Origin of the sequence: Nitrososphaera sp. (genome assembly GCF_036397675.1) — an archaeon.
GTDB lineage: Archaea > Thermoproteota > Nitrososphaeria > Nitrososphaerales > Nitrososphaeraceae > Nitrososphaera.
In genome coordinates this window covers 1-18,207 of record NZ_DASWIL010000018.1, presented here as the reverse complement: position 1 = coordinate 18,207, position 18,207 = coordinate 1, and the positions used below count along the sequence as shown (strand labels likewise).

General features: G+C 53.7%; 21 protein-coding genes, 1 tRNA gene and 1 pseudogene. 9 read left to right on the top strand and 14 right to left on the bottom strand.

Annotated elements, in window-relative coordinates:
* Positions 1–256: 256 nt before the first annotated feature.
* The 6 genes from VGA14_RS03320 to VGA14_RS03295 all read right to left on the bottom strand — a co-directional run bounded on the left by VGA14_RS03320 (position 257) and on the right by VGA14_RS03295 (position 4,650).
* Positions 257–331, bottom strand: a tRNA-Gly gene (locus VGA14_RS03320).
* Positions 332–376: 45 nt separating this feature from the next.
* A complete protein-coding gene (locus VGA14_RS03315; RefSeq protein WP_331002323.1) occupies positions 377–997 on the bottom strand; it encodes a hypothetical protein in 621 nt (206 codons plus the stop codon).
* A 38-nt stretch (positions 998–1,035) separates the two neighbouring features.
* Complete coding sequence (gene hemB / locus VGA14_RS03310; protein WP_331002322.1) at positions 1,036–2,031, bottom strand: porphobilinogen synthase; 996 nt, start codon at positions 2,029–2,031, stop codon at positions 1,036–1,038.
* Positions 2,009–3,310: a glutamyl-tRNA reductase gene (gene hemA / locus VGA14_RS03305; protein ID WP_331002321.1), complete on the bottom strand. Its 1,302-nt coding sequence runs from the start codon at positions 3,308–3,310 to the stop codon at positions 2,009–2,011. Before hemA ends, hemB begins: the two co-directional genes overlap by 23 nt.
* A complete protein-coding gene (locus tag VGA14_RS03300; protein ID WP_331002320.1) occupies positions 3,307–3,975 on the bottom strand; it encodes a bifunctional precorrin-2 dehydrogenase/sirohydrochlorin ferrochelatase in 669 nt (222 codons plus the stop codon). Before VGA14_RS03300 ends, hemA begins: the two co-directional genes overlap by 4 nt.
* Before the next feature lie 57 nt (positions 3,976–4,032).
* Complete coding sequence (locus VGA14_RS03295) at positions 4,033–4,650, bottom strand: transcription elongation factor Spt5 (RefSeq protein WP_331002319.1); 618 nt, start codon at positions 4,648–4,650, stop codon at positions 4,033–4,035.
* A 78-nt stretch (positions 4,651–4,728) separates the two neighbouring features.
* On the opposite strand from VGA14_RS03295, the gene VGA14_RS03290 reads away from it, so the two are divergent.
* Positions 4,729–5,517, top strand: a complete 789-nt coding sequence (locus VGA14_RS03290; protein WP_331002318.1) for a D-aminoacyl-tRNA deacylase — start codon at positions 4,729–4,731, stop codon at positions 5,515–5,517.
* Between the two features lie 26 nt (positions 5,518–5,543).
* A complete protein-coding gene (locus VGA14_RS03285; protein WP_331002317.1) occupies positions 5,544–5,861 on the top strand; it encodes an MGMT family protein in 318 nt (105 codons plus the stop codon).
* On the opposite strand, the gene VGA14_RS03280 is transcribed toward VGA14_RS03285, so the two are convergent.
* From VGA14_RS03280 to VGA14_RS03260, 5 genes are all read right to left on the bottom strand, one after another.
* Positions 5,858–6,304, bottom strand: a complete 447-nt coding sequence (locus tag VGA14_RS03280; RefSeq protein WP_331002316.1) for a 50S ribosomal protein L19e — start codon at positions 6,302–6,304, stop codon at positions 5,858–5,860. The genes VGA14_RS03285 and VGA14_RS03280 overlap by 4 nt on opposite strands.
* A complete protein-coding gene (locus VGA14_RS03275) occupies positions 6,305–6,709 on the bottom strand; it encodes a 50S ribosomal protein L32e (RefSeq protein WP_331002315.1) in 405 nt (134 codons plus the stop codon).
* 40 nt (positions 6,710–6,749) lie between these two features.
* Complete coding sequence (locus VGA14_RS03270) at positions 6,750–7,064, bottom strand: hypothetical protein (protein WP_331002314.1); 315 nt, start codon at positions 7,062–7,064, stop codon at positions 6,750–6,752.
* Between the two features lie 83 nt (positions 7,065–7,147).
* Complete coding sequence (gene rnz / locus VGA14_RS03265; protein WP_331002324.1) at positions 7,148–8,059, bottom strand: ribonuclease Z; 912 nt, start codon at positions 8,057–8,059, stop codon at positions 7,148–7,150.
* 46 nt (positions 8,060–8,105) lie between these two features.
* Positions 8,106–8,987: a ribose-phosphate pyrophosphokinase gene (locus tag VGA14_RS03260; protein WP_331002313.1), complete on the bottom strand. Its 882-nt coding sequence runs from the start codon at positions 8,985–8,987 to the stop codon at positions 8,106–8,108.
* An 87-nt stretch (positions 8,988–9,074) separates the two neighbouring features.
* Between VGA14_RS03260 and VGA14_RS03255 the strand changes: the two genes are divergently transcribed.
* Complete coding sequence (locus VGA14_RS03255) at positions 9,075–10,349, top strand: CFI-box-CTERM domain-containing protein (protein WP_331002312.1); 1,275 nt, start codon at positions 9,075–9,077, stop codon at positions 10,347–10,349.
* Here VGA14_RS03255 and VGA14_RS03250 read toward each other — a convergent pair.
* On the bottom strand, positions 10,339–10,899 hold the full coding sequence (locus tag VGA14_RS03250; RefSeq protein ID WP_331002311.1) for a DUF309 domain-containing protein: 561 nt from the start codon (positions 10,897–10,899) through the stop codon (positions 10,339–10,341). The two genes, VGA14_RS03255 and VGA14_RS03250, sit on opposite strands and share 11 nt — an antisense overlap.
* Positions 10,900–11,013: 114 nt before the next feature.
* Between VGA14_RS03250 and VGA14_RS03245 the strand changes: the two genes are divergently transcribed.
* Genes VGA14_RS03245 through VGA14_RS03235 form a run of 3 tightly spaced genes read left to right on the top strand, consistent with a single transcriptional unit; the run spans position 11,014 to position 14,586 of the window.
* On the top strand, positions 11,014–12,039 hold the full coding sequence (locus VGA14_RS03245; protein WP_331002310.1) for a multicopper oxidase domain-containing protein: 1,026 nt from the start codon (positions 11,014–11,016) through the stop codon (positions 12,037–12,039).
* Between the two features lie 5 nt (positions 12,040–12,044).
* Complete coding sequence (locus VGA14_RS03240; protein WP_331002309.1) at positions 12,045–13,217, top strand: ZIP family metal transporter; 1,173 nt, start codon at positions 12,045–12,047, stop codon at positions 13,215–13,217.
* A 49-nt stretch (positions 13,218–13,266) separates the two neighbouring features.
* Positions 13,267–14,586, top strand: a complete 1,320-nt coding sequence (locus VGA14_RS03235) for a site-specific integrase (protein WP_331002308.1) — start codon at positions 13,267–13,269, stop codon at positions 14,584–14,586.
* Here VGA14_RS03235 and VGA14_RS03230 read toward each other — a convergent pair.
* The gene (locus VGA14_RS03230; RefSeq protein WP_331002307.1) at positions 14,583–15,227 is read right to left on the bottom strand and encodes a hypothetical protein; all 645 of its coding nucleotides are present in this window, start codon (positions 15,225–15,227) and stop codon (positions 14,583–14,585) included. The two genes, VGA14_RS03235 and VGA14_RS03230, sit on opposite strands and share 4 nt — an antisense overlap.
* Before the next feature lie 218 nt (positions 15,228–15,445).
* Here VGA14_RS03230 and VGA14_RS03225 point away from each other — a divergent pair, with 218 nt between their 5' ends.
* The 3 genes from VGA14_RS03225 (at position 15,446) to VGA14_RS03215 (ending at position 17,723) form a co-directional block, all read left to right on the top strand.
* On the top strand, positions 15,446–15,634 hold the full coding sequence (locus VGA14_RS03225; RefSeq protein WP_331002306.1) for a hypothetical protein: 189 nt from the start codon (positions 15,446–15,448) through the stop codon (positions 15,632–15,634).
* A gap of 264 nt (positions 15,635–15,898) precedes the next feature.
* Positions 15,899–16,177 (top strand): hypothetical protein, encoded by a 279-nt coding sequence (locus VGA14_RS03220; RefSeq protein WP_331002305.1) that lies wholly within the window; start codon positions 15,899–15,901, stop codon positions 16,175–16,177.
* Positions 16,164–17,723, top strand: a complete 1,560-nt coding sequence (locus tag VGA14_RS03215; protein ID WP_331002304.1) for a hypothetical protein — start codon at positions 16,164–16,166, stop codon at positions 17,721–17,723. Before VGA14_RS03220 ends, VGA14_RS03215 begins: the two co-directional genes overlap by 14 nt.
* A gap of 373 nt (positions 17,724–18,096) precedes the next feature.
* Here the strand turns inward: VGA14_RS03215 and VGA14_RS03210 are convergent.
* A pseudogene (locus tag VGA14_RS03210) lies at positions 18,097–18,207 on the bottom strand (IS5/IS1182 family transposase); the annotation flags it as partial.

The window sequence follows — 18,207 nt, the reverse complement described above, 5'->3', positions numbered from 1 at the left end:
TAAATGTGGCAACAAGATGAAGACATTGTACGAAAGACATGGCGAAAAGGCGCGGTTTGCGGCAATGGGCTATTTTTGCAAAGCCTGTGGCATACTGTATGACCAAGACCTAAAAAAATCAGCAAGCGCGTTTAGCAAGCTCGAGCTAGGCGCTGCATTTACCGTAAACGGTAGCGAGCAAGACCGTACACGGTTAAGAGTAGCCCCGTCTACGGTAAAGAGTAAACTGCAACCCGGCCTAATGCATGAGAGAGAATGCGACGGCCGGGATTTGAACCCGGGTTACCAGATTGGCAATCTGATGTCCTAGACCAAACTGGACGACCGTCGCACTAGAGCATGTCGATACTGTAAGGTAATTTAAACATGTCCCAGATTACGTGAGCAAAATGAGTGTAGAATATCCCCTGCTTTCAGTCACGTTATCTTTCTCCACTTCTTCCACGACGGCGGTTATGGAAATTACGTCGTGCTTTTGGCAGTTCTTTGCATCGATTATGATATAGTCGTCAAGCACGTCGGCTGCAGTCATGCTGTACTTGCTCAGAGAGAAGTTGACGGGCGAGCTGGAACTTATGAGCAACAACTGATCCTTGTGGTAGTTGCCGACGCGCATAAGTCTGCCCTGCTTCGGCATGGCTTTCAGGTTGACCTTCACGATGCCCACCGGGTGCGTCGCATAATGACTGGTATTGTTGACGAAGACATCATATTTGAACGGATAGCCGGCAGTGTTTTCGGCCATCTTGTTCACGCCGTCGTTCATGATGATGTCTATTTTCTTTATCGTCGTGCCGAACCTGTTTATCCACTCGTTCGTGGTCTTGACGACATTTTGGATAACTGCCTTGCGCCTGTTCGTCTCCTCGTCGCCGAGCTGGTACCGGTTCACCCAGTCCGTGTAGTCCTTGCTTATGTCGGTGATGAACTCGGTGCACGTGTTCTGGTAGTCCTCGATGCTGGTCGCGCGCTCAGACCCAGAGTCGGCTGCAAACATCAATGCTGCTCAGCCTTTCCGCAAATAAAAACGTGGATCTACTGCAAAAGCTCGGCCATCTTTCTGGCTTGGTATGTGATTATCATGTCCGCGCCGGCCCTCTTTATTGCGGTCAGAAATTCAGTCATGACGGCGTTTTCGTCGACCCACCCTTCCATGGCCGCTGCCTTTATCAGCGCATACTCGCCTGACACGCTGTAGGCGCATATAGGCACGTTCGTCATCTTCTTTGCCTGGTAGACCAGGTCGAGGTTGGGGATTGCGGGCTTGATTATCACCGCATCTGCGCCTTCTGCAACATCCTGCTCTATCTCGCGCATCGCCTCGCGCGCGTTTGCAAAGGGCATCTGGTACGAACGCCTGTCGCTAAATTCCGGCGTCGAGTAGGCGGCGTCGCGAAAAGGCGCAAACAGGGGCGAAGCCTGCTTTGAAGAGTAGCTCATTATCGCGGTTTCGGAAAAACCGGCGTCGTCAAGCCTCTTGCGTATCGCCTGCACCTGCCCGTCCATCATTGCAGAGGGCGCGACTATGTCCGAGCCGGCGCGTGCTTGGCTGACAGCAACTTTAGCAAGCATGTCGATGCTCCTGTCGTTGTCTATCCTGTTTCCTGACAAAATGCCGCAGTGGCCGTGCGACGTGTACTGGCACAGACACACGTCGGTGACAACCGCCACCTTGTCGCCAAAGTGCTTGCGCACCTCATCTATCGATTTCTGCACTATTCCCTTGTCGTCAAAGGCCGACGACCCCTTGCCGTCCTTCTCAATGGGTATCCCAAAAAGTATGACCGATCCGACTCCAAGGTCCGACAATTCTCCGACTTCTTTGGCAAGGCCGGCAAGCGGCAGGCGCCTGATGTCCGGCATCGAGGTTATCGCCTGAGCCTTTTTGAGCCCCTCCTGAACGAATATCGGCGCAATAAGGTTCTTTGTGGAGAGCCTAGTTTCCTGGAAAAGGTCGCGGATTGCTTGCGTCTTGCGGAGCCGCCTGAGCCTTACGTCAGGAAAACCCTCACTGGGCTTTTTCGTCGTCATACTGGAACAACTTGGCCACTATCTTCATCAGCTCTTCGCTCTCCCTGCCGCCCGCCACTATCTCCTTTCTCAAATAGTTCATGGGCGTAGACAGTACTCCCTCGACTATGGCGTAAGAGAGCTGCTCAATTATCCTTTCCTGCTCGGGGCCAGACCTGGACGCAAGCATCGAAAGCGCCTTTTTCAGCTCGCGTTCGCGGATCTGGTCGACGCTTTTAAAGACCGAAACGACGACAGGCTCTGCCTTGAGCCTCTTCATCATGCTGTCCACCGACTTCATCTCGTCGTCGATTATCTTTTGCGCGGAATTGACCTCCTTCATGCGGGAGCGCACGTTCTTTTCGACAAGCTCTGCTATCTGGTCCATGTTTATCAGCTTTACTCCGTGTATCGTGGCGACTTTTTCGTCCACCGTCCTTGGGTTTGAAAGGTCGAATATCATGACCGCGCCATTGCGGTCCTTCATGGCGGCTTCCATGCGCTCTTGCGTTATCAGGAAATACGGTGCGGTGGTGGCGACAAATATCAGGTCCAGTTCTTGGAACATGCCAAGCGCTGCGTCAAACGGGACCGGCCTTCCTGCCACCGTCTCTGAAAACGACCTTGCCCTGTCGTAGGTCCTGCTCGTGACCATGAAATCAACGCCTCGCTTTTTCAGCGCCTTTGCGACGAGGCTTGCCCCTTCGCCGGATCCTATGAGCATCACCTTTTTGGCCTTCATGTCGTCAAAGTACTCGTCGGCCAGGTTGACTGCAACAGACGCTATGGAGACGTTGCCCTTGTTGATGCCGGTTACGGTCCTCACTCTACTTCCAACTTTTAGCGCCTTGTCGAATATCATGGCAAGGTTTGCGCTTGCGTAGCTGTTCGCCCTTGCAAACTCAAACGCGCGTCTCACCTGCCCTAGGATCTGGTCCTCGCCGACTACGAGAGAGTCAAGCCCCGACGCAAGCCTCATCAGGTGCATCACGGCGTCCTTGCCGACCTCGACCTCGACGCTTGCAAGGTCCTTGTCCTGCAATCCCGCGGACTGGGCCCACTGGCGGAGCACTCCTGCCTCGTCAGGGCTCTTTGCGGCAGCATACACTTCGACCCTGTTGCATGTCTGGAGTATGACACATTCGTCGGCTCCTGCATCCATGAACGCCTTGTGCGAGGATTCAACATCTTTGAACGTAAATTTTTCAAGAACGTGTATTGGGGCGTTCTTGTACGTCACCCTTGCGTTGACGATCTGCACGGGCAGGGAAAGATCTTGCGTCCCGACCGCTGTCGTCATTTGCTTTTCATCACCCATTTTCGCAACAGCTCAAGCGTGGCGCTTTTAGCTTCATCAATCCTGTCTTCCTTAATAAGGTTCTGAATGTTCTTGTCCCTCAACAAGGCGTACAGGAATTCCTTGCGCGCTTCCACGGTATGTATCTTTGGTCTTGCGGCGTTTCTTGCAAACTCTTGCAGTTTCGCGTTTTCCACGTCGGACTTTTTGATTACCTTGCGCAGGATACGTTCGGCGCGTATCCTTACATGCCGGGCCATTATGGGGCTCTTGCCCGACGTTGAAATGGCGACCTGCATCACGCCTTCGATGTTGATTACAGACGCGTAGGAAAAGTCGCTGTAAGCAGGGTCGTCGACTGAATAAACGAACGCTCCTTTTTCCCGCCCCCTCTGGCACAGCTTGCGGTTCAGCTCTCTGTCATCGGTCGAAGCAAGCACGAGGAAAGGATTGTCATAGTCATCAAGGATGCCTGCGTCCTTTATCTTTGCCTTGACAGTCCCTATCTTGCCCAATTTTGCCTGCAAGTTGAGGTACTTGTTGAACCTGTTGCTGATGACGGTAATCCTGCAGCCCTGGCCAAGGAGCGCGTTGACCTTCCTGACACCCTCTGTGCCGCCGCCGATCACAATGACGTGCTTGCCCTTCAGGTTCAGGTCGACTATCAACTAAATGGCACCGAAAAGCCGGATGGGGTCACTTGCTCGCCCTCTTTATTTAACTCTTCAGTGGGGCACCTTTTTCAAATAGTTGGCGTCCACCGTGACTGGTATCTGGTACGGGGAGTCAAGCAGAACTACTGTTGCTTCCTGCTTTTCATAGTCAACGCGCGTTATCTTGGCCTTCATGCCCTTGAACGGGCCGGCTATGACCTCGACCGTGTCGTCTATTGACAGCTCGGTGACAGTAGGCTTCTTTATCAAATAGCCTTCGATGTCCTTAAAAGGCAGGTCACCTCTTATCTGGCCCCTAACATGCCTGATGCCTGCAAGCCCCTCGTAGGCGATGTTAGAGTCCGGCGCCTCGACAATGATGTAGCCCTTAAAGCTGTCAAGCACCATGACTGCACGTATGCCTATCTTCTTGGCTGTCACCTTGGTGTAGAGCATGTCTGCTACCATGCGCTCCTGGCCGCCCGTCGTGCGGATTGCAAAGAACTTGCTGTCGCTTGCCGGCTTGTCGCTCACCGGCGCCGGCTTGGGCGCCTCTAGCTGGACTTCTGCCTTGGTCTCCGCCTTTGCTTTCGTAGGCCGCGCCTCGACAGTTTCCTCTATATCTTGGTTATCCTCAAAGCTGATCTCTTCGCCCACATCGTCTTGGGTCTCTTTTAGCGGATCGCTCATGTATTGCCAACTACGCGGAGTGCCGATGCAATTTATAAGTTTACTTTAAAATAGTGCTGAAATTACAACGGTTCTCAAGTGTCCAGATATGTACTAGTCGCCTCAACCCAGGACCTTGCGGGCATCACTATATATGATTACCTCAAAAACGAGGAGGGATTTGCGCCCGACGGCGATTCACCAAAGCACAGGGGCATGACCCTGCACATGACTGAGGAGAGCCTGCTCACGCTTGAAGACCTTGACGAGGTTTACCGGGATGCTCTAGCGTTCGTTTTCCTCTCAAAGCATAGGTCGGACAGCGGCATACCGACGCTTACCTGCCACTGCACCGGCAATTTCTCAGACGCGCCCTTTGGCGGAAACCCGGGCGAGATAGCAATAGCTTGGCCCGGCCTGCAAAAGGCGTACCTGAAGGCGATAACAAGGGCAAAGGTGCCGGGCTACGACGTGATAATCGAGGCTACGCACCACGGGCCCACGTCGCTTGGAAAGCCCGTATTGTTTGTAGAGCTGGGCTCGTCGGAAAAGGAGTGGGCCAACAAAACTGCTGCATCTGCGATGTGCAGGTGCATCCTTTCCGCGCTACAAAACGTGCAGCCGTGCAAAAAGGTGGGCGTCGCAATCGGCGGGACGCACTACCCTACCAAGTTCAACAAGCTGTTGCTAGAATCCGAATTCGGGCTTGCAGCCGTTGCGTCAAAGCATAACCTTGGCGCAATCGACGAGCCGATGCTTGGACAGATGATAAAGAAAAGCTCTGAAAGGGTGACGCACGTCGTCCTTGACCCAAAGGGGCTTGGGAGCCACAAGGACCGGATAACAAAGATGGCAGAAAAGACCGGCCTTGAGGTCATGAAAGTTTGAAATACGACCAGCGCGATAATACAGATATGAGAGACCATCTCGTTTCAAGCGACGTTTACGCTCTTTTGAAGAAGGTTCCGGAAGGCAAGGTCATCACCTACGGCGACTTGGCAAAAGCCCTTGGGCACCCCAGAGCCGCCCGCGCCATCGGAAAAATAATGAACGCAAACCCCGACCCGATAGTGGTGCCGTGCCACCGCGTGGTCACGTCGGACGGCGGCATCGGGGGCTACGCCTACGGGACAAAAGTGAAAAAGGACATACTTGCCGGCGAGGGCCTGTCGTTTGAAGGCGAGAGGATAAAGGATTTTGAAAATAGGCGCGCCGTTTTGAAAAAGAACTAGTGTGTCTTGGCTGCGCTTACGAGCTCCCGCAGGTGGGCAAGTGACCTCACGTGACCACCGTTGACCTGTTTGTACAGGTGCCAGTAAACGTCGTTTGCGATATCCTTGCGGTCCTTCATGACCTTCAAGTGGTAGCGCATGGACCTGACGCGGACTACGTATACCTGCTTCTTGCCGGTCCTTGCACCCATCTTGCCCTTCTTTGAGCCCGGCCCCTTGCCGTGCGTCTTCCAGACCGCGCGCTTTTCGTGCGCCCGGCCCCTTGAAGTTCCCCGGGTCTTGACCGTCCATATCGCGCCGCTGTTGACGAGCGAGCGTATGTTGTCACGGGTGATAGAATCTCCAACGTCCTCTAGCTTGTCCGGCTCAAACCTCACGCGGTTTACGCCGACGCCGAGTATCCTTGCGACGAGCTCGCGCTTTTTGCGGATGTTTACCACCATTTACTTGTCCTCCTTCTTTGGAGCGAGCTTGCCTGCGTTCAGGATCTTGAAACCTTTCTTTGTGGCCTGCTCGATGATGTCCTTGCGCTTGCGCGTCCCAACGGTGTGGGCCAGCCTCACTGCGTCCTTTTTCGGGTTGAGCCCTGCAAGGTCGCCTGTGTTGTATACGACGTTATCCGTATAGCCTGAAGGGTGGAGGCCCCTTGCAACCCTGGGACCGCGGTAGCCCACTTTGACTATTGCGGGCACACCTGCCTTTTGCTTCCTCATCTTGTTGTCCTTGCCCTTGGGCTTGCGCCAGTTCTCTGCAAGCCTGTCGTACCTCCAACTCTCCTGCCTTATGAACTTGGGACGCTTGCTTGAGACCCTTTTGCGTGCGGCAAGTAGCTCCTCGTTAATCACCATAGCGACACGTAGGCATGAAAACCCGTTTTTAATAAATACGTTACTCCTTGAAGGTAAAAAGCGTGAGCGCGTAGCACCTGCCGTTGTACTTTACGTCGATTGTGCGCAATGTCGCCCGCCCCTCGTCCTTCTCCGTGCCTCCTAAAAAAAGGCCCGACATTTCACCGAGCTCCTTCTCTGCAAGCCTGACCGAATACTCCCAGTACCGCCCGCCTTTTCTCTGCACGTTGCCTGCGGCTTTTTCCGCTACCTTCATGGCATCTGACAGGGCCGGGATGTGCTGCACGGTTTCCTTGTCAAGCTCCCTTGCGCCTTCATCGTCGCAAGACCTCACCTCGAGCCACGAGTCGGCCATCAGCCCTCGTCATTTTGGCGCACGTATAACGGTTCGCTCTGCAGCTGTGATTGGCAAACGACCTTGTGCAGTACGCGATAAAGCTATGAGGGGTATGGTATGTCCACCACTTTCAGGTCTTCTGCCGCCTCAACGTTTCCACATATCGCAGACGCCTCGGCTACAAGCGCCGACGTTTCGTCGTAGCGGGCGCTAAAGTGAGTCAAGTACAGCTTTTTGACTGCTGCCTGCTTTGCGAGCGTGGCCGCATCTGTCGCAGTCGAGTGCGACGTTTCAAGCGCCTTTTGCAGCTTGTCATGCGCGTACGTCGACTCAAATACCAGCACGTCGCATCCGCTGAAGAACTGCGCCAGCTTGTCAGTAGGCCGTGTGTCGCCTGAAATCCCTATCTTTCTGCCCGGCCTTGGCGGACCCACCACGTCTGACGATTTCACTATTCTGCCGTTGTACTCCACATCCTGCCCGCGCTGCAACCTGCTGTAGAGCTCACCCTCCGGTATCCCAATCTTTTTCACAAGCTCGACGTTAAAGTGCCCCGGCCTGTCGCGCTCGTCAAGCCTGAACGAGAGCGCGGGTATGGAATGCCGAGCCTCGCAGCACGTTACCTGGTAGTCGTCTTCTTCAACGACAACACCCTCTTTTTCGATGGGGTGTATGGAGACATCAAACGTGAGGCTGAAGTTTATTATCCTCATGTTTTCAAGCAGGAATTCCTTGAGCCTTGGCTGGCCGTAGATCTCAAGCGGGCGCTCCCTTCCTTGCAGCGCCATTGTCTGCAAGAGCCCGAGTAGGCCGACGCAGTGGTCAGCGTGCATGTGCGTGATGAACACCTTCATCTCCCTGTTCATGCCAAGTCCGGCCTTGATGAAGTTGCGCTGCATACCCTCACCTGCGTCAAACAGCAGGAGCTCGCCTTCGCGTATTATCGCTATCGACGACAGACCACGCTCAACTGTGGGGGCGGCCGACGACGTGCCCAAGAAAACCATCTGCATATTTGCCAAGACAGGTGTTATTGCAATAGAGCCGGATTTATGCTTGTCACAAGATTGCCCTGGCGGCGTCAGCAAGGGCCGGGCCCAGATCCACCTTTGCATGGGCGCCCGGTATGGAGTTTGTCGCTATTATCTCCTGCACTCCTGCTGCCTGTATCTTCTTGGTCGCGTCGCCAATCATAAGGGCGTGGGCACACATGGTGTATACCCTGCCGGCGCCATTATTTTTCAGGACCTCGGCGGCTTTTACGATGCTGCCCCCGCTGCTTATCATGTCGTCTACCAGGATTGCGTCCCTGCCCGAAACGTCTGCACCGATGTTCGGGTCAACTGTCACATCTCCGGTCGTCCTGTCTCTAGATTTCTTTAGCGCTATCGAGTCAGTCTTTAGCAGGCGCGCAAATTCTTCGGCTCTCGCCGCGCCGCCAGCGTCCGGTGACACAGCAATGGGCCCTGACAGGTTCATCTTGGCCGCGTGAAGGGCAAGCAGCGGAATCGAGGAAATGTTCTTTATCCTTGCAAAGTACGCAAGCGCCGCCTCGCTGTGTATGTCCACCGTGACAACAGAAGCAACGCCTGAGGCTTCAAGGAGTTTTGCCACGAGCGCGACGCTGACCACTTCGCCTTCAAGAAACGCCCTATCCTGTCTTGCATAGGCGAGGTACGGGATGACCGCGCACACCTTGGCACCGGAATCGGCACACTTCCTTGCCATCATCATCGCCTGCAGTAGATGTGAGTCTGTTGGCGGGTGGGTGGACTGGACTATTACGCACCTGCCGGCTACAGGTCCTGCGAGCCTTATCTTGCTCTCGCCGTCGGAAAACACCCTGAGCTCGGCCTGCACGAGGGCGGCGTCAAGGTGGGCCGCCACTCTCGCGGCAAGCTCGGGCGAAGAGGGCCCGGCAACGACGGTCAGGTCTGACAAGCGCTTTCCCCACTTGTTCCGCCCCGCATCCTATAATACCTATTCCTTTTCAACTTAAATAACCAGCAAGCGCGAAAAACACTGCCGATGTGGATTCCTGCTATCGTTGCAGCCGTGCTTTTGCTCACCACACTGCCGGCTTATGCAGAGACGTTCTCTTTTCAGAACGAGTCGTCGTTTGTGGACGAAACCCGAATAATGCACGTATTTGGCGAAGTGCGCAACGACTCTGATTCTGCCGCTAAAGACGTCAGGATCACCGCGTCGTTTTACGACATGGACGGCAAACTTTTGTCTGAATTCATTCAGGCGCCGAAGGTCCGAGTGCTAAACCCCGGCAGCGTGGCGTCGTTTGAGATGCGCTATCTAGACCCAGTGACCGTGAACCAGGTGGCAAATTATACGCTTTCAGCAACCGGCCAGACGGCGGAGGCAAAATCGCAGAACCTGAAGATCCTGTCTGCAAGCTCGCGCCTTGACGTGTTCGGGCTCTACTTCATCAACGTGGACGCAAGAAACGAGGGGAGTGAAACCGCGACAAACCCGATAGTAATTGCGACCCTCTACGACCAGGATGGCAAGGTCGTGGCTATAGGCGAGGCGCTAATAGAAATCGGCGACCGGGTGTCTGACATGTCGCCGGGGCAGAACGGCGGCTCTGGCATAGTTGTTACAGAACGCTTGCAGACGTACAAGGTAGCCCGGTATAGCCTGGTGGCCGATTCGGACCAGTACGTTTCTGAAATGGTGACGCTTGAGGCGGCAGGCGTCGGGTCAAGCTCCAGCACGGACCTGACTGGCAGCAACAGTGGCTGCCTTATCGCGACGGCGGCGTTTAGCAGCGAGCTCGCGCCGCAGGTGCAGGCTCTTAGGCATTTCAGGGACGGCATCGCGTTGAACACGCTTGCCGGCTCCAGCTTCATGACGGTCTTTGACGGCTGGTACTATTCGTTCAGTCCACAGGTCGCGGATTTCGAGCGGGGCCAGCCGTGGCTCAAGGACGCTGTCAGAGCGTCAGTATATCCGCTGCTCGGCATCCTAGACCTGAGCGCTGAAGTTCATGATCTTCTCGCGTTCAATGGCGAGGCAGCCATAGTGGGCGCCGGCCTCACTGCTAGCGCGCTGATAGGCCTGCTGTACTTTGCGCCCCTCTCGGCCATGCTTGCCCTGCAAGGCAGGCGCAGGCAATGGGACATGAGGCGGGCAAAATGCGCGCTTGTTGCAACATGGTCTGCAAGCCTAACCCTTCTTGTAGCCGGGGAATTGTCCGGTGGCGTCCTGCTCATGGCGGGAACCTCACTACTGGTCCTGTCTGCGATAAGCACTGTGATACTTGCAATCGTCCGCGCGGCTAGATTGTGAAGCGCTCTATCCTGCCCGTCCGTAAGATCTTGCTGACACGCGCCGCCAGCCTGTCAACGTTGATGCCGTGATATGCGCCACCGGCGCCGTCAAGCTTTTTCATCGCCCTGCCAAGTATCGACAGGCATATCTCCCGTTCGTCCTTCAGGTCGTGCACGAAAGCGGCAGCGACAAGTATTATGCCGTTTATCATGTCGCGCTCTTTTCCCCTTGGCGTCGACTTCCAGACCGCCTCAAGCGCCTCGTGCGCTCCCCAATACTTTTCTTCGTTGAAGAGCTCGACAGCGTGCCTTACGGCCTCATCTTTGGGTACGTCCTTCTCGACGATGTGCTCGACGCTTGCAAGTGGCGATATCTTTTCCAGCCTGCCGACAAGGTCGCCCACGTCCATGGAGTCGGGAATGCTCGTATCAAACTCGATGTATTTTTTCGACACCCTTGAATCGCGCACGACAACATCCTTGGCAAGTTCACGCGCCCTTTCAAGGAGCATGGTCGCGTCTTTTGGTGTGTAGACCCTGTTTTGTAGGTGGATGAAGTACCGCTGCATCTGGCTGCTCTTTGAATCAAGGAAAAATAAACTTCGCGCAAAATAGCATTGGCTAATAATGTTAGCCAAGACTAACATTTATTACGCAGAATCTCTAATCATACTACGCCGGTTATGCTTAACGCCAAGTTACTCCTAGCGGCAGTTGTCGCCGTCGCCGTTTTCGGCACCATATTTGCCGCCTCGTCGCTTGGGCCCCGGGCGCAGGCGCAGAACGAGGAAAAGCTGGTGCAGGGCCACGCCCTCGAATCCTACACAACCACGGGCGACGTGCTTGACCCGGAGCACCAAGACAACAGGATAAACACAGAAGAGATAGACCCTGACAGATACCTCCGGGAATTTAACTATGGCCGCGTCTCTACGCTTCCGGATGGCACGACGCTTCGCGAGTTCACGATTATAGCCGACGACAGCCAGACGCTTGAAGTCTCGCCGGGAATATTCTACAACGCGTGGACGTTTAACGGGACCATACCGGGCCCCACAATAAGGGCGACTGAAGGCGACCTTGTCCGGATTAACTTCATCAACAACGGTTCAAAATCGCACACGATGCACTTCCACAGCATCCACGAGGCACACATGGACGGCGTCTTTGAGGTGATAGCGCCCGGAGGCAGGTTCACATACGAGTTCACCGCCGAGCCCTACGGTCTTTTCCTGTACCACTGCCACGTCCAGCCGATTGAGGAGCACATAGCACACGGACTCTACGGCGTCTACATCATTGATCCCAAGGAGGGCCGGCCGCCAGCCGACGAGATGTTGATGTTGATGAACGGCTACGACACCGACTTTGACACCGAGAACAATTTCTACACCGTAAACGGCATCCCGTTCTACTACATGCACCACCCGATACAGATCGAAAACGGCCGGCTGGTGCGCGTCTACCTCGTGAACATACTCGAGTTTGATCCGATAAACAACTTCCACCTACACGGCAACGTGTACGACGTCTACAGGACCGGCACGGGCCTGACTGTTGACGAATCTACAGACATGATAACGATGAGCCAGGGCGAGCGCTCGATACTGGAATTCTCGTACAACTATCCGGGCCTGTACATGTTCCACGCGCACAAGACCGAGTTTGCAGAGAAGGGCTGGACAGGCACGTTTCTGGTAATGGAGTGATTTGAGTGGAGCGGCCTTCAAGCGTCGGGACCGGGAAACTTGTTGCAAGCGCCGTAATACCGCTTGTCATACTCGGGGCGATGATAGCGTTCCTGCTGTGGCCGGGAAACAGTTTCTTGAACTTTGGCACGCCGCTCCCCGACGTCACGGTAGAACGCCTAGAGTTTGGAGAGAAGCTGATAATCGCGCACATCCGGAACACAGGCCCCGAGACAGTTGACATCGCGATGGCAGACGTGAACGACAGGATAAGGCCGGCTGCGATAGAGCCTTCAAAGACACTGGAGAGGTACGGCGCGGCAAGGGTCGTCATCCCGTACGACTGGAATGAGGGGCAGCCATACGAAATCGGCATCACGACGTCTGACGGCACGCGGTTTGCCGGAAGCGTCCAGGCGGCCACCATGACGCCAAGGCCCGACGCGGGGCAGGTTTCGCTGCTGGCGCTGCTTGGCACGTACGTCGGCATAATACCGGTAATGATAGGCCTGTTGTGGCTCCCGTTCCTGAGACAGCTGTCGCAGGGCAAATACATGTTCTTCATGAGCCTGACGGCAGGTCTGCTCCTGTTCCTTGGCATCGACGCAGTCGTGGAGGCAAACGAAGTCTCGGCCGAGACGGTGGCAGGATCGCTTGGCGGGGTGGTGCTAATTGCGACCGTGACCGTCGTTTCGTTTCTCGCCTTACTCTATGTTTCTGAGCGGTTGGTCGAGGGGAAAAGCAAGACCGCGATTGTCGGCGCCTCTTCAGTCGCGCTCATGATAGCGGTAGGCATCGGCCTGCACAACCTTGGCGAGGGCCTAGCAATAGGGGGCGCTATGGTGGCCGGCGAGGTGGCGCTGAGCACTTTTCTAATTGTGGGCTTTACGCTGCACAACACGACCGAGGGCCTGGCCATAGTCGCGCCGGTCGCCCGGCAAAAGCCGAGGATAGCGTTTCTCGCCCTGCTCGGGTTCATAGCGGGGGCGCCGGCCATAGCAGGCGCGTGGATTGGGGGCTTCATCGCTTCGCCCATAGCGTCGGTGGTCTTCCTTGCCATTGGAGCCGGAGCCGTGTTCCAGGTAGTGTACGCGATATTCAAGTTTGCAGGGGGCAAGGAAAAGTTTCTGAGCGGGCCGGTAGTGGCAGGCATCGCCACAGGCATGCTCCTGATGTACCTGACAACGCTTTTGATCTGAAAGAATAACATGGACAGGACAGCATTTACCCTCAAAGGTTTTAAGGGACATGCCCGACAGGGAGCCAGAAATGGCGCAACTGTTTGCGGTGAAACGACAGGAGCAGCTGTACACGGCTAATGAGGTGGCACATTTTGAGCGAAGCAAGTACGCGAAAAAGTACGTGGACCGTAAAGCCACCGCAAGTCCTAGTACAGCCAGCACATACAGGACGCACACTGCCGCCCTTGCACAATTTATTTATCGAACACAAGAGCAGGCCGAGCTTGACGATTTTGTAGACAGCATCAAGGCAGGCAAGCACAATCCCTACGATGTGCTTGCCGACTTTGCAGCGTTCATAACGCGTGAGCGAACCGGTGACAAGAAAATCAAACCCAATAGCCTCAGGGTTATGGTCAAGGTAGCTAAGCGATTCTTGAAGTTCTCCGGCTGTCCGATAACGAACGAAGACTTTAAAGAACAAGTCAGTCTGCCGCGAAGAGAATCAGTAGAAAAGAAGGCTGTGGACAAACGAGACGTGATCACAATACTAAATGCCGCGCAAGATGTAAGGCTAAAGACTTACCTCATGTACGAGGCCGCATACGGCCCCCGCCCGCTAGAAAACGCCGCCCTACGAAATCGGGATGTCGACTTAGAAAAGGAGACGGTAACTTTCCGAGCAGATTTTTCCAAAATGCGCGTTGCAAGGACAAGGCGAATGACGAAAGAGCTTGCACAACAGACGAAGCTATGGCTCGCAGAAAAGTACAGACCGTACCGCACGACGGTCAATGAGAGGAAGGTCTGGAGGGCCCCTAAGGCCAACCCCGAGGACCTCTTCTTTGCACCATATCATGTTGATGGTAAGATACCCCAACCAAAGACACAGTACAACCAACTTGGCAAGCGGTTCCATGATCTTCTTTCGAGCATTAGCATGGGTTCGTGGGAGGAGAATGGCCGACGCAGGGAGATAACTCAGAACTCATTGAGGCGCTTTGCCAAGACAGCGATCTCAGATCTCGGCTTTTCTGACTACAGTGAATGGTGGATTGGTCACGAAAACAGCACCTACTACCGCAAGAGCGAGCGTGAGAGGGAAGAAATGTTCCGCAAGATTGAGCCGTACCTGACATTCTTGGACGTGGCAGGATTGGAAGCTCACAGCGCGGATATAGAGGCCCAGCTTAAAGTAGTCAAAGAGCAGACCGACCGGCAGATACGGGTTCTAACGCAGTCGTACGAGCAAAAGCTACAGGACATGGAAGCGCGGTTCATGCGTGAACTCGAGGCGAGGAAGGAAGGGTTTGAATCGCAAAAGGCGCTAGAGCAGAACAAGGAAAGGCTGATTGTAGAGGTTCCGACGACAAATAAGAGGGCCTAGCCCTTCCCGCTTTGTTTTCGCTGCTGTTCCCATTTTCTTAGCGCTTCATTTATGACTAATTGCCTAGGAATGTCATATGCAATCTTAGTTAGCAGGTCGCGGTTATCATGCAGTTGTTTGAGATCGTCCATTGCTTCCTTGGTACGTGGCATAACTTTCCTATATTCTTCCAGAACATAGCTGATACTCATCATTGCCATGTGCTCTGCGACAGCTAACCTTCTTTCATCGAATGTTGGGCCTAACTCCGCAATATCCCTCTTGCGCATAGCGAGGCGGCGTTTTCTGCTCTTTATCATATTTTGTACCTCCCGGATTTTCTTTTCGATTTCTTGGTTCCCACGAGGCATGGTTGGCAGTTCCTTTTCAGCACGGTTGATTTCTTCATTCAGCCTCCCGATTTCTCGGTCCAACTGATTAAATCGGTAGTCCCTCGCCCAATCATCCAGCATGGCCCAGGCCAAATCCTTCGCGTACTGGGTTGGTAGAACTTCGCTAATGTACGGCTCAGGCACTTTCTTTAAGCCGACCATTAGCCAGTGGTAATTTTTCTGAAGCTGTTTCACGACCCCTTGCGCTATCTCAGTTTTTGTTGTCCTGCTGCGATGGTGCAACAAGCTTCCCCAGTCGCCATTTTCCAAGCGTCTTAGATATTGGCTTTCGCGCATTCTATCCTAATTTTACCTCTAGCATTAGGATGAGATGTTAATTATTTAACTGTTGTACAATTGTCCATGCGTATTGAACTGAAGGAGGAAACTCTAGAACGGTTGCAGAGCGTCGTAGGCCGGCCGATTCACAATAGGATTGACCGGGCCATTAATGAAGCACTCGACAAAATCGAGAGGAGTCGTAAGAAATGAAGGCTCACGAGACAAACACCGCGCTTAAAGTAGTCGTTGAATTAGACGGCAAGTACTTTGTACAACTCGATAGCACGATTGCACTGTTCCTTAAGCTGAAACACGGCCAAGTAATGGAGGAAAAGATGTCAAAAGATGGCGGAATTCTGTTGACGCCGTACCAAGATGAGGTAGGAAATCCCTAGTCGCGCCGGGCCGGTCGCAAGCCAGGCCCAGCCCAACATAGGAGTGAGTGTCATGAGAAGAAATAGCAATCTTGTTAATAATGATTTGGTCAATTGTGGCGTAAAACACTTGCCAAGCTGCGCATGCTGGCGATGCTTTCTGCATTGCAAGAATTGCGGGGTCAACGTTGACGCGGAGTATTGCATTATCCACAGGTGCGGAGAGCGCAGGTACTCATTTGTCGCAAAGAGCCGAATAGCCTTAGAATTGCGAGGTTTGAGCGCTTGACCGCTCTTCTCTTGAAGCATGAGCGGAGACAGCCGCTTAAGAGTGTCATATTGACGCGTCGGACGCTCTATCTTAACGGCGACCCGCGAAGGCCGTACTTGTTCCCGCTCTGCAATTCATGGACGGTCAACGAGCTTTCAGAGACCATCCTGCGGGGCGCTTTCGAGTACGACATAATCGCCACGTGGGAAGGTGCAAATGCTCTCGCGGTGAAACTTGCAAAGGAAATAGAGAAGGAAACGCTTGAGGGAGGGTTTGAACTTGGCTGGGATTGAAGCCAAGCTCCCGGACAACCAGGCCAAAAAGAAGAGCGAGATAGCGCTGGAGCTTGTAAGCACTAACTGCATAGAGCTCTTTGCCGACCAGTACCAGAAACCGTATGCTGTTATCGAGGTAAATGCACATGTCGAGACAATCTCGATAAATTCAATAGGTTTCAAACATTGGATTGCGCGTATGTACTACGGAGAAAAGCAGGCCACGCTTAGCAGCGAGGATATATCGGCCGTGCTAAATATCCTGAAAGGTAAGGCGGTCTATGATGGCACGCGCCGGCATATCGAGATAAGGGCAGCAGAGGAAGATTCGACCATCTACTACGACCTGACAAATACAAAATGGGAATGTGTCAAGGTCACGCGCGACGGCTGGACTGTAGAGCAAGCGCCGGTATTGTTTGCACGCCACAGCAACAACGCGCCGCAGGCTGAACCGGTCACAGAATACCCTCCTGATATAATCGACCGATTTCTCTCCTTGACAAACATCACAAATGATGGCCACAAGCTGTTATTGAAGTGCTATCTAGTCTCACTGTTCATTCCGAATATCGCAAAGCCAATCCTGATTACGGCCGGGGAGCAGGGGAGCGGCAAGTCGCTGCTGGAGCGTTCCGTCAAAGGAATAGTGGACCCAAGCGCGGCCGAAAAGTTGTCATTTCCAAAATCACCGGCGGAACTAACGCAGCAACTTTCTCATAACTACGTTGCACTTTTTGATAACGTTTCGCGCCTGGACGATTGGCAGTCGGACGAATTATGCAAGGCGGTTGACGGCTCCGGCTCTTCGAAAAGGATGCTGTACAGCGACGACGACGATATCATTTACAACTTTAGGCGTTGCATACTTTTGAACGGCATTAACATAGTCGCACGCAAGCCCGACCTGCTAGACCGCGCCATCATTATTCAGCTTGAGAGAATCGCGAGAGAGCGGCGAAGGAAGGAATCGCTGTTAATGGCAGAACTGGACGCTATAAGACCGGCCCTTTTGGGCTACATCTTTGACATTCTGGTGAAAGTGCTGGAACGCAAAGGCGAAGTGCAGCTTACCGAGTATCCGCGCATGGCAGACTTTGCAGAATACGGCGAGCTTATAGCGCGCTGCATGGGTTACAACGAGAACGAATTTACGCGGGCATATTTCGAAAACATCAAGCTGCAGAGTGTCGAAGTTTTAGAGGCCAATCCAGTGGCGACGGCTGTAATGAAACTGATGGAGCCGGACGACCTTCGGACCATCACGGCCACTCCCCGGGAGCTCTTGGAGATGTTAGAGAGCGTAGCGGCGGGGCTCAAGATAAGCACAAACGGCCGGACGTGGCCAAAGGCTCCAAACTCACTAAGCCGGCGGCTGAATGAGGTCAAAACTAACCTTCGTGAGATTGGCATTCTGGTAGAAATAGCGACAGACAGCAAGACAAACACCAGGGTTGTAAGAATTGAGAAAACATCTCCGGAACCTCCGGTATCTCCGGAGGGCCAAAATCGTGCTCAAACGACGCTGCCGATGACCGGAGATACTTCCGGAGATATGACCTGAAATACCTCCGGCTTGTTTACGCAAGATTGAGCGTGAAAACACAGTCCCGGAGGTCCGGAGATACCGGAGATATTTCCCCGTAACTTTCAGCGACGCTTCAATAGCCTACGGTTCCACCTTGCTTAAACCGTCTGACAATGTGTATATAGTGTGTATATAGTCTGTCACACAACACTTGAGAGCTAGCGCGTAGTACATTGTGTAATATTTGTCCGACAGTCGGTCGGACAAAGCTAAATAGCGCGTCGGACGATAGTATGACATGCCTAAGAGCAAGCGGGTCACGATTAGACTTGACGATATCCTCGATTCTGCACTTGAGCGCGCCTGTGAGGATTCTAATTGCAGCAAAACCGCCTTTGTCATTAAGAGCCTATCCCAAAATTAACCTCCTGTAAACAATGATGCAGCAGGCCAGCTGCACCAGTCCAAGGTAGTTCTCTGATTTCTTCTCGTACCTGATGAGCAACTTTCTAAACCTGTT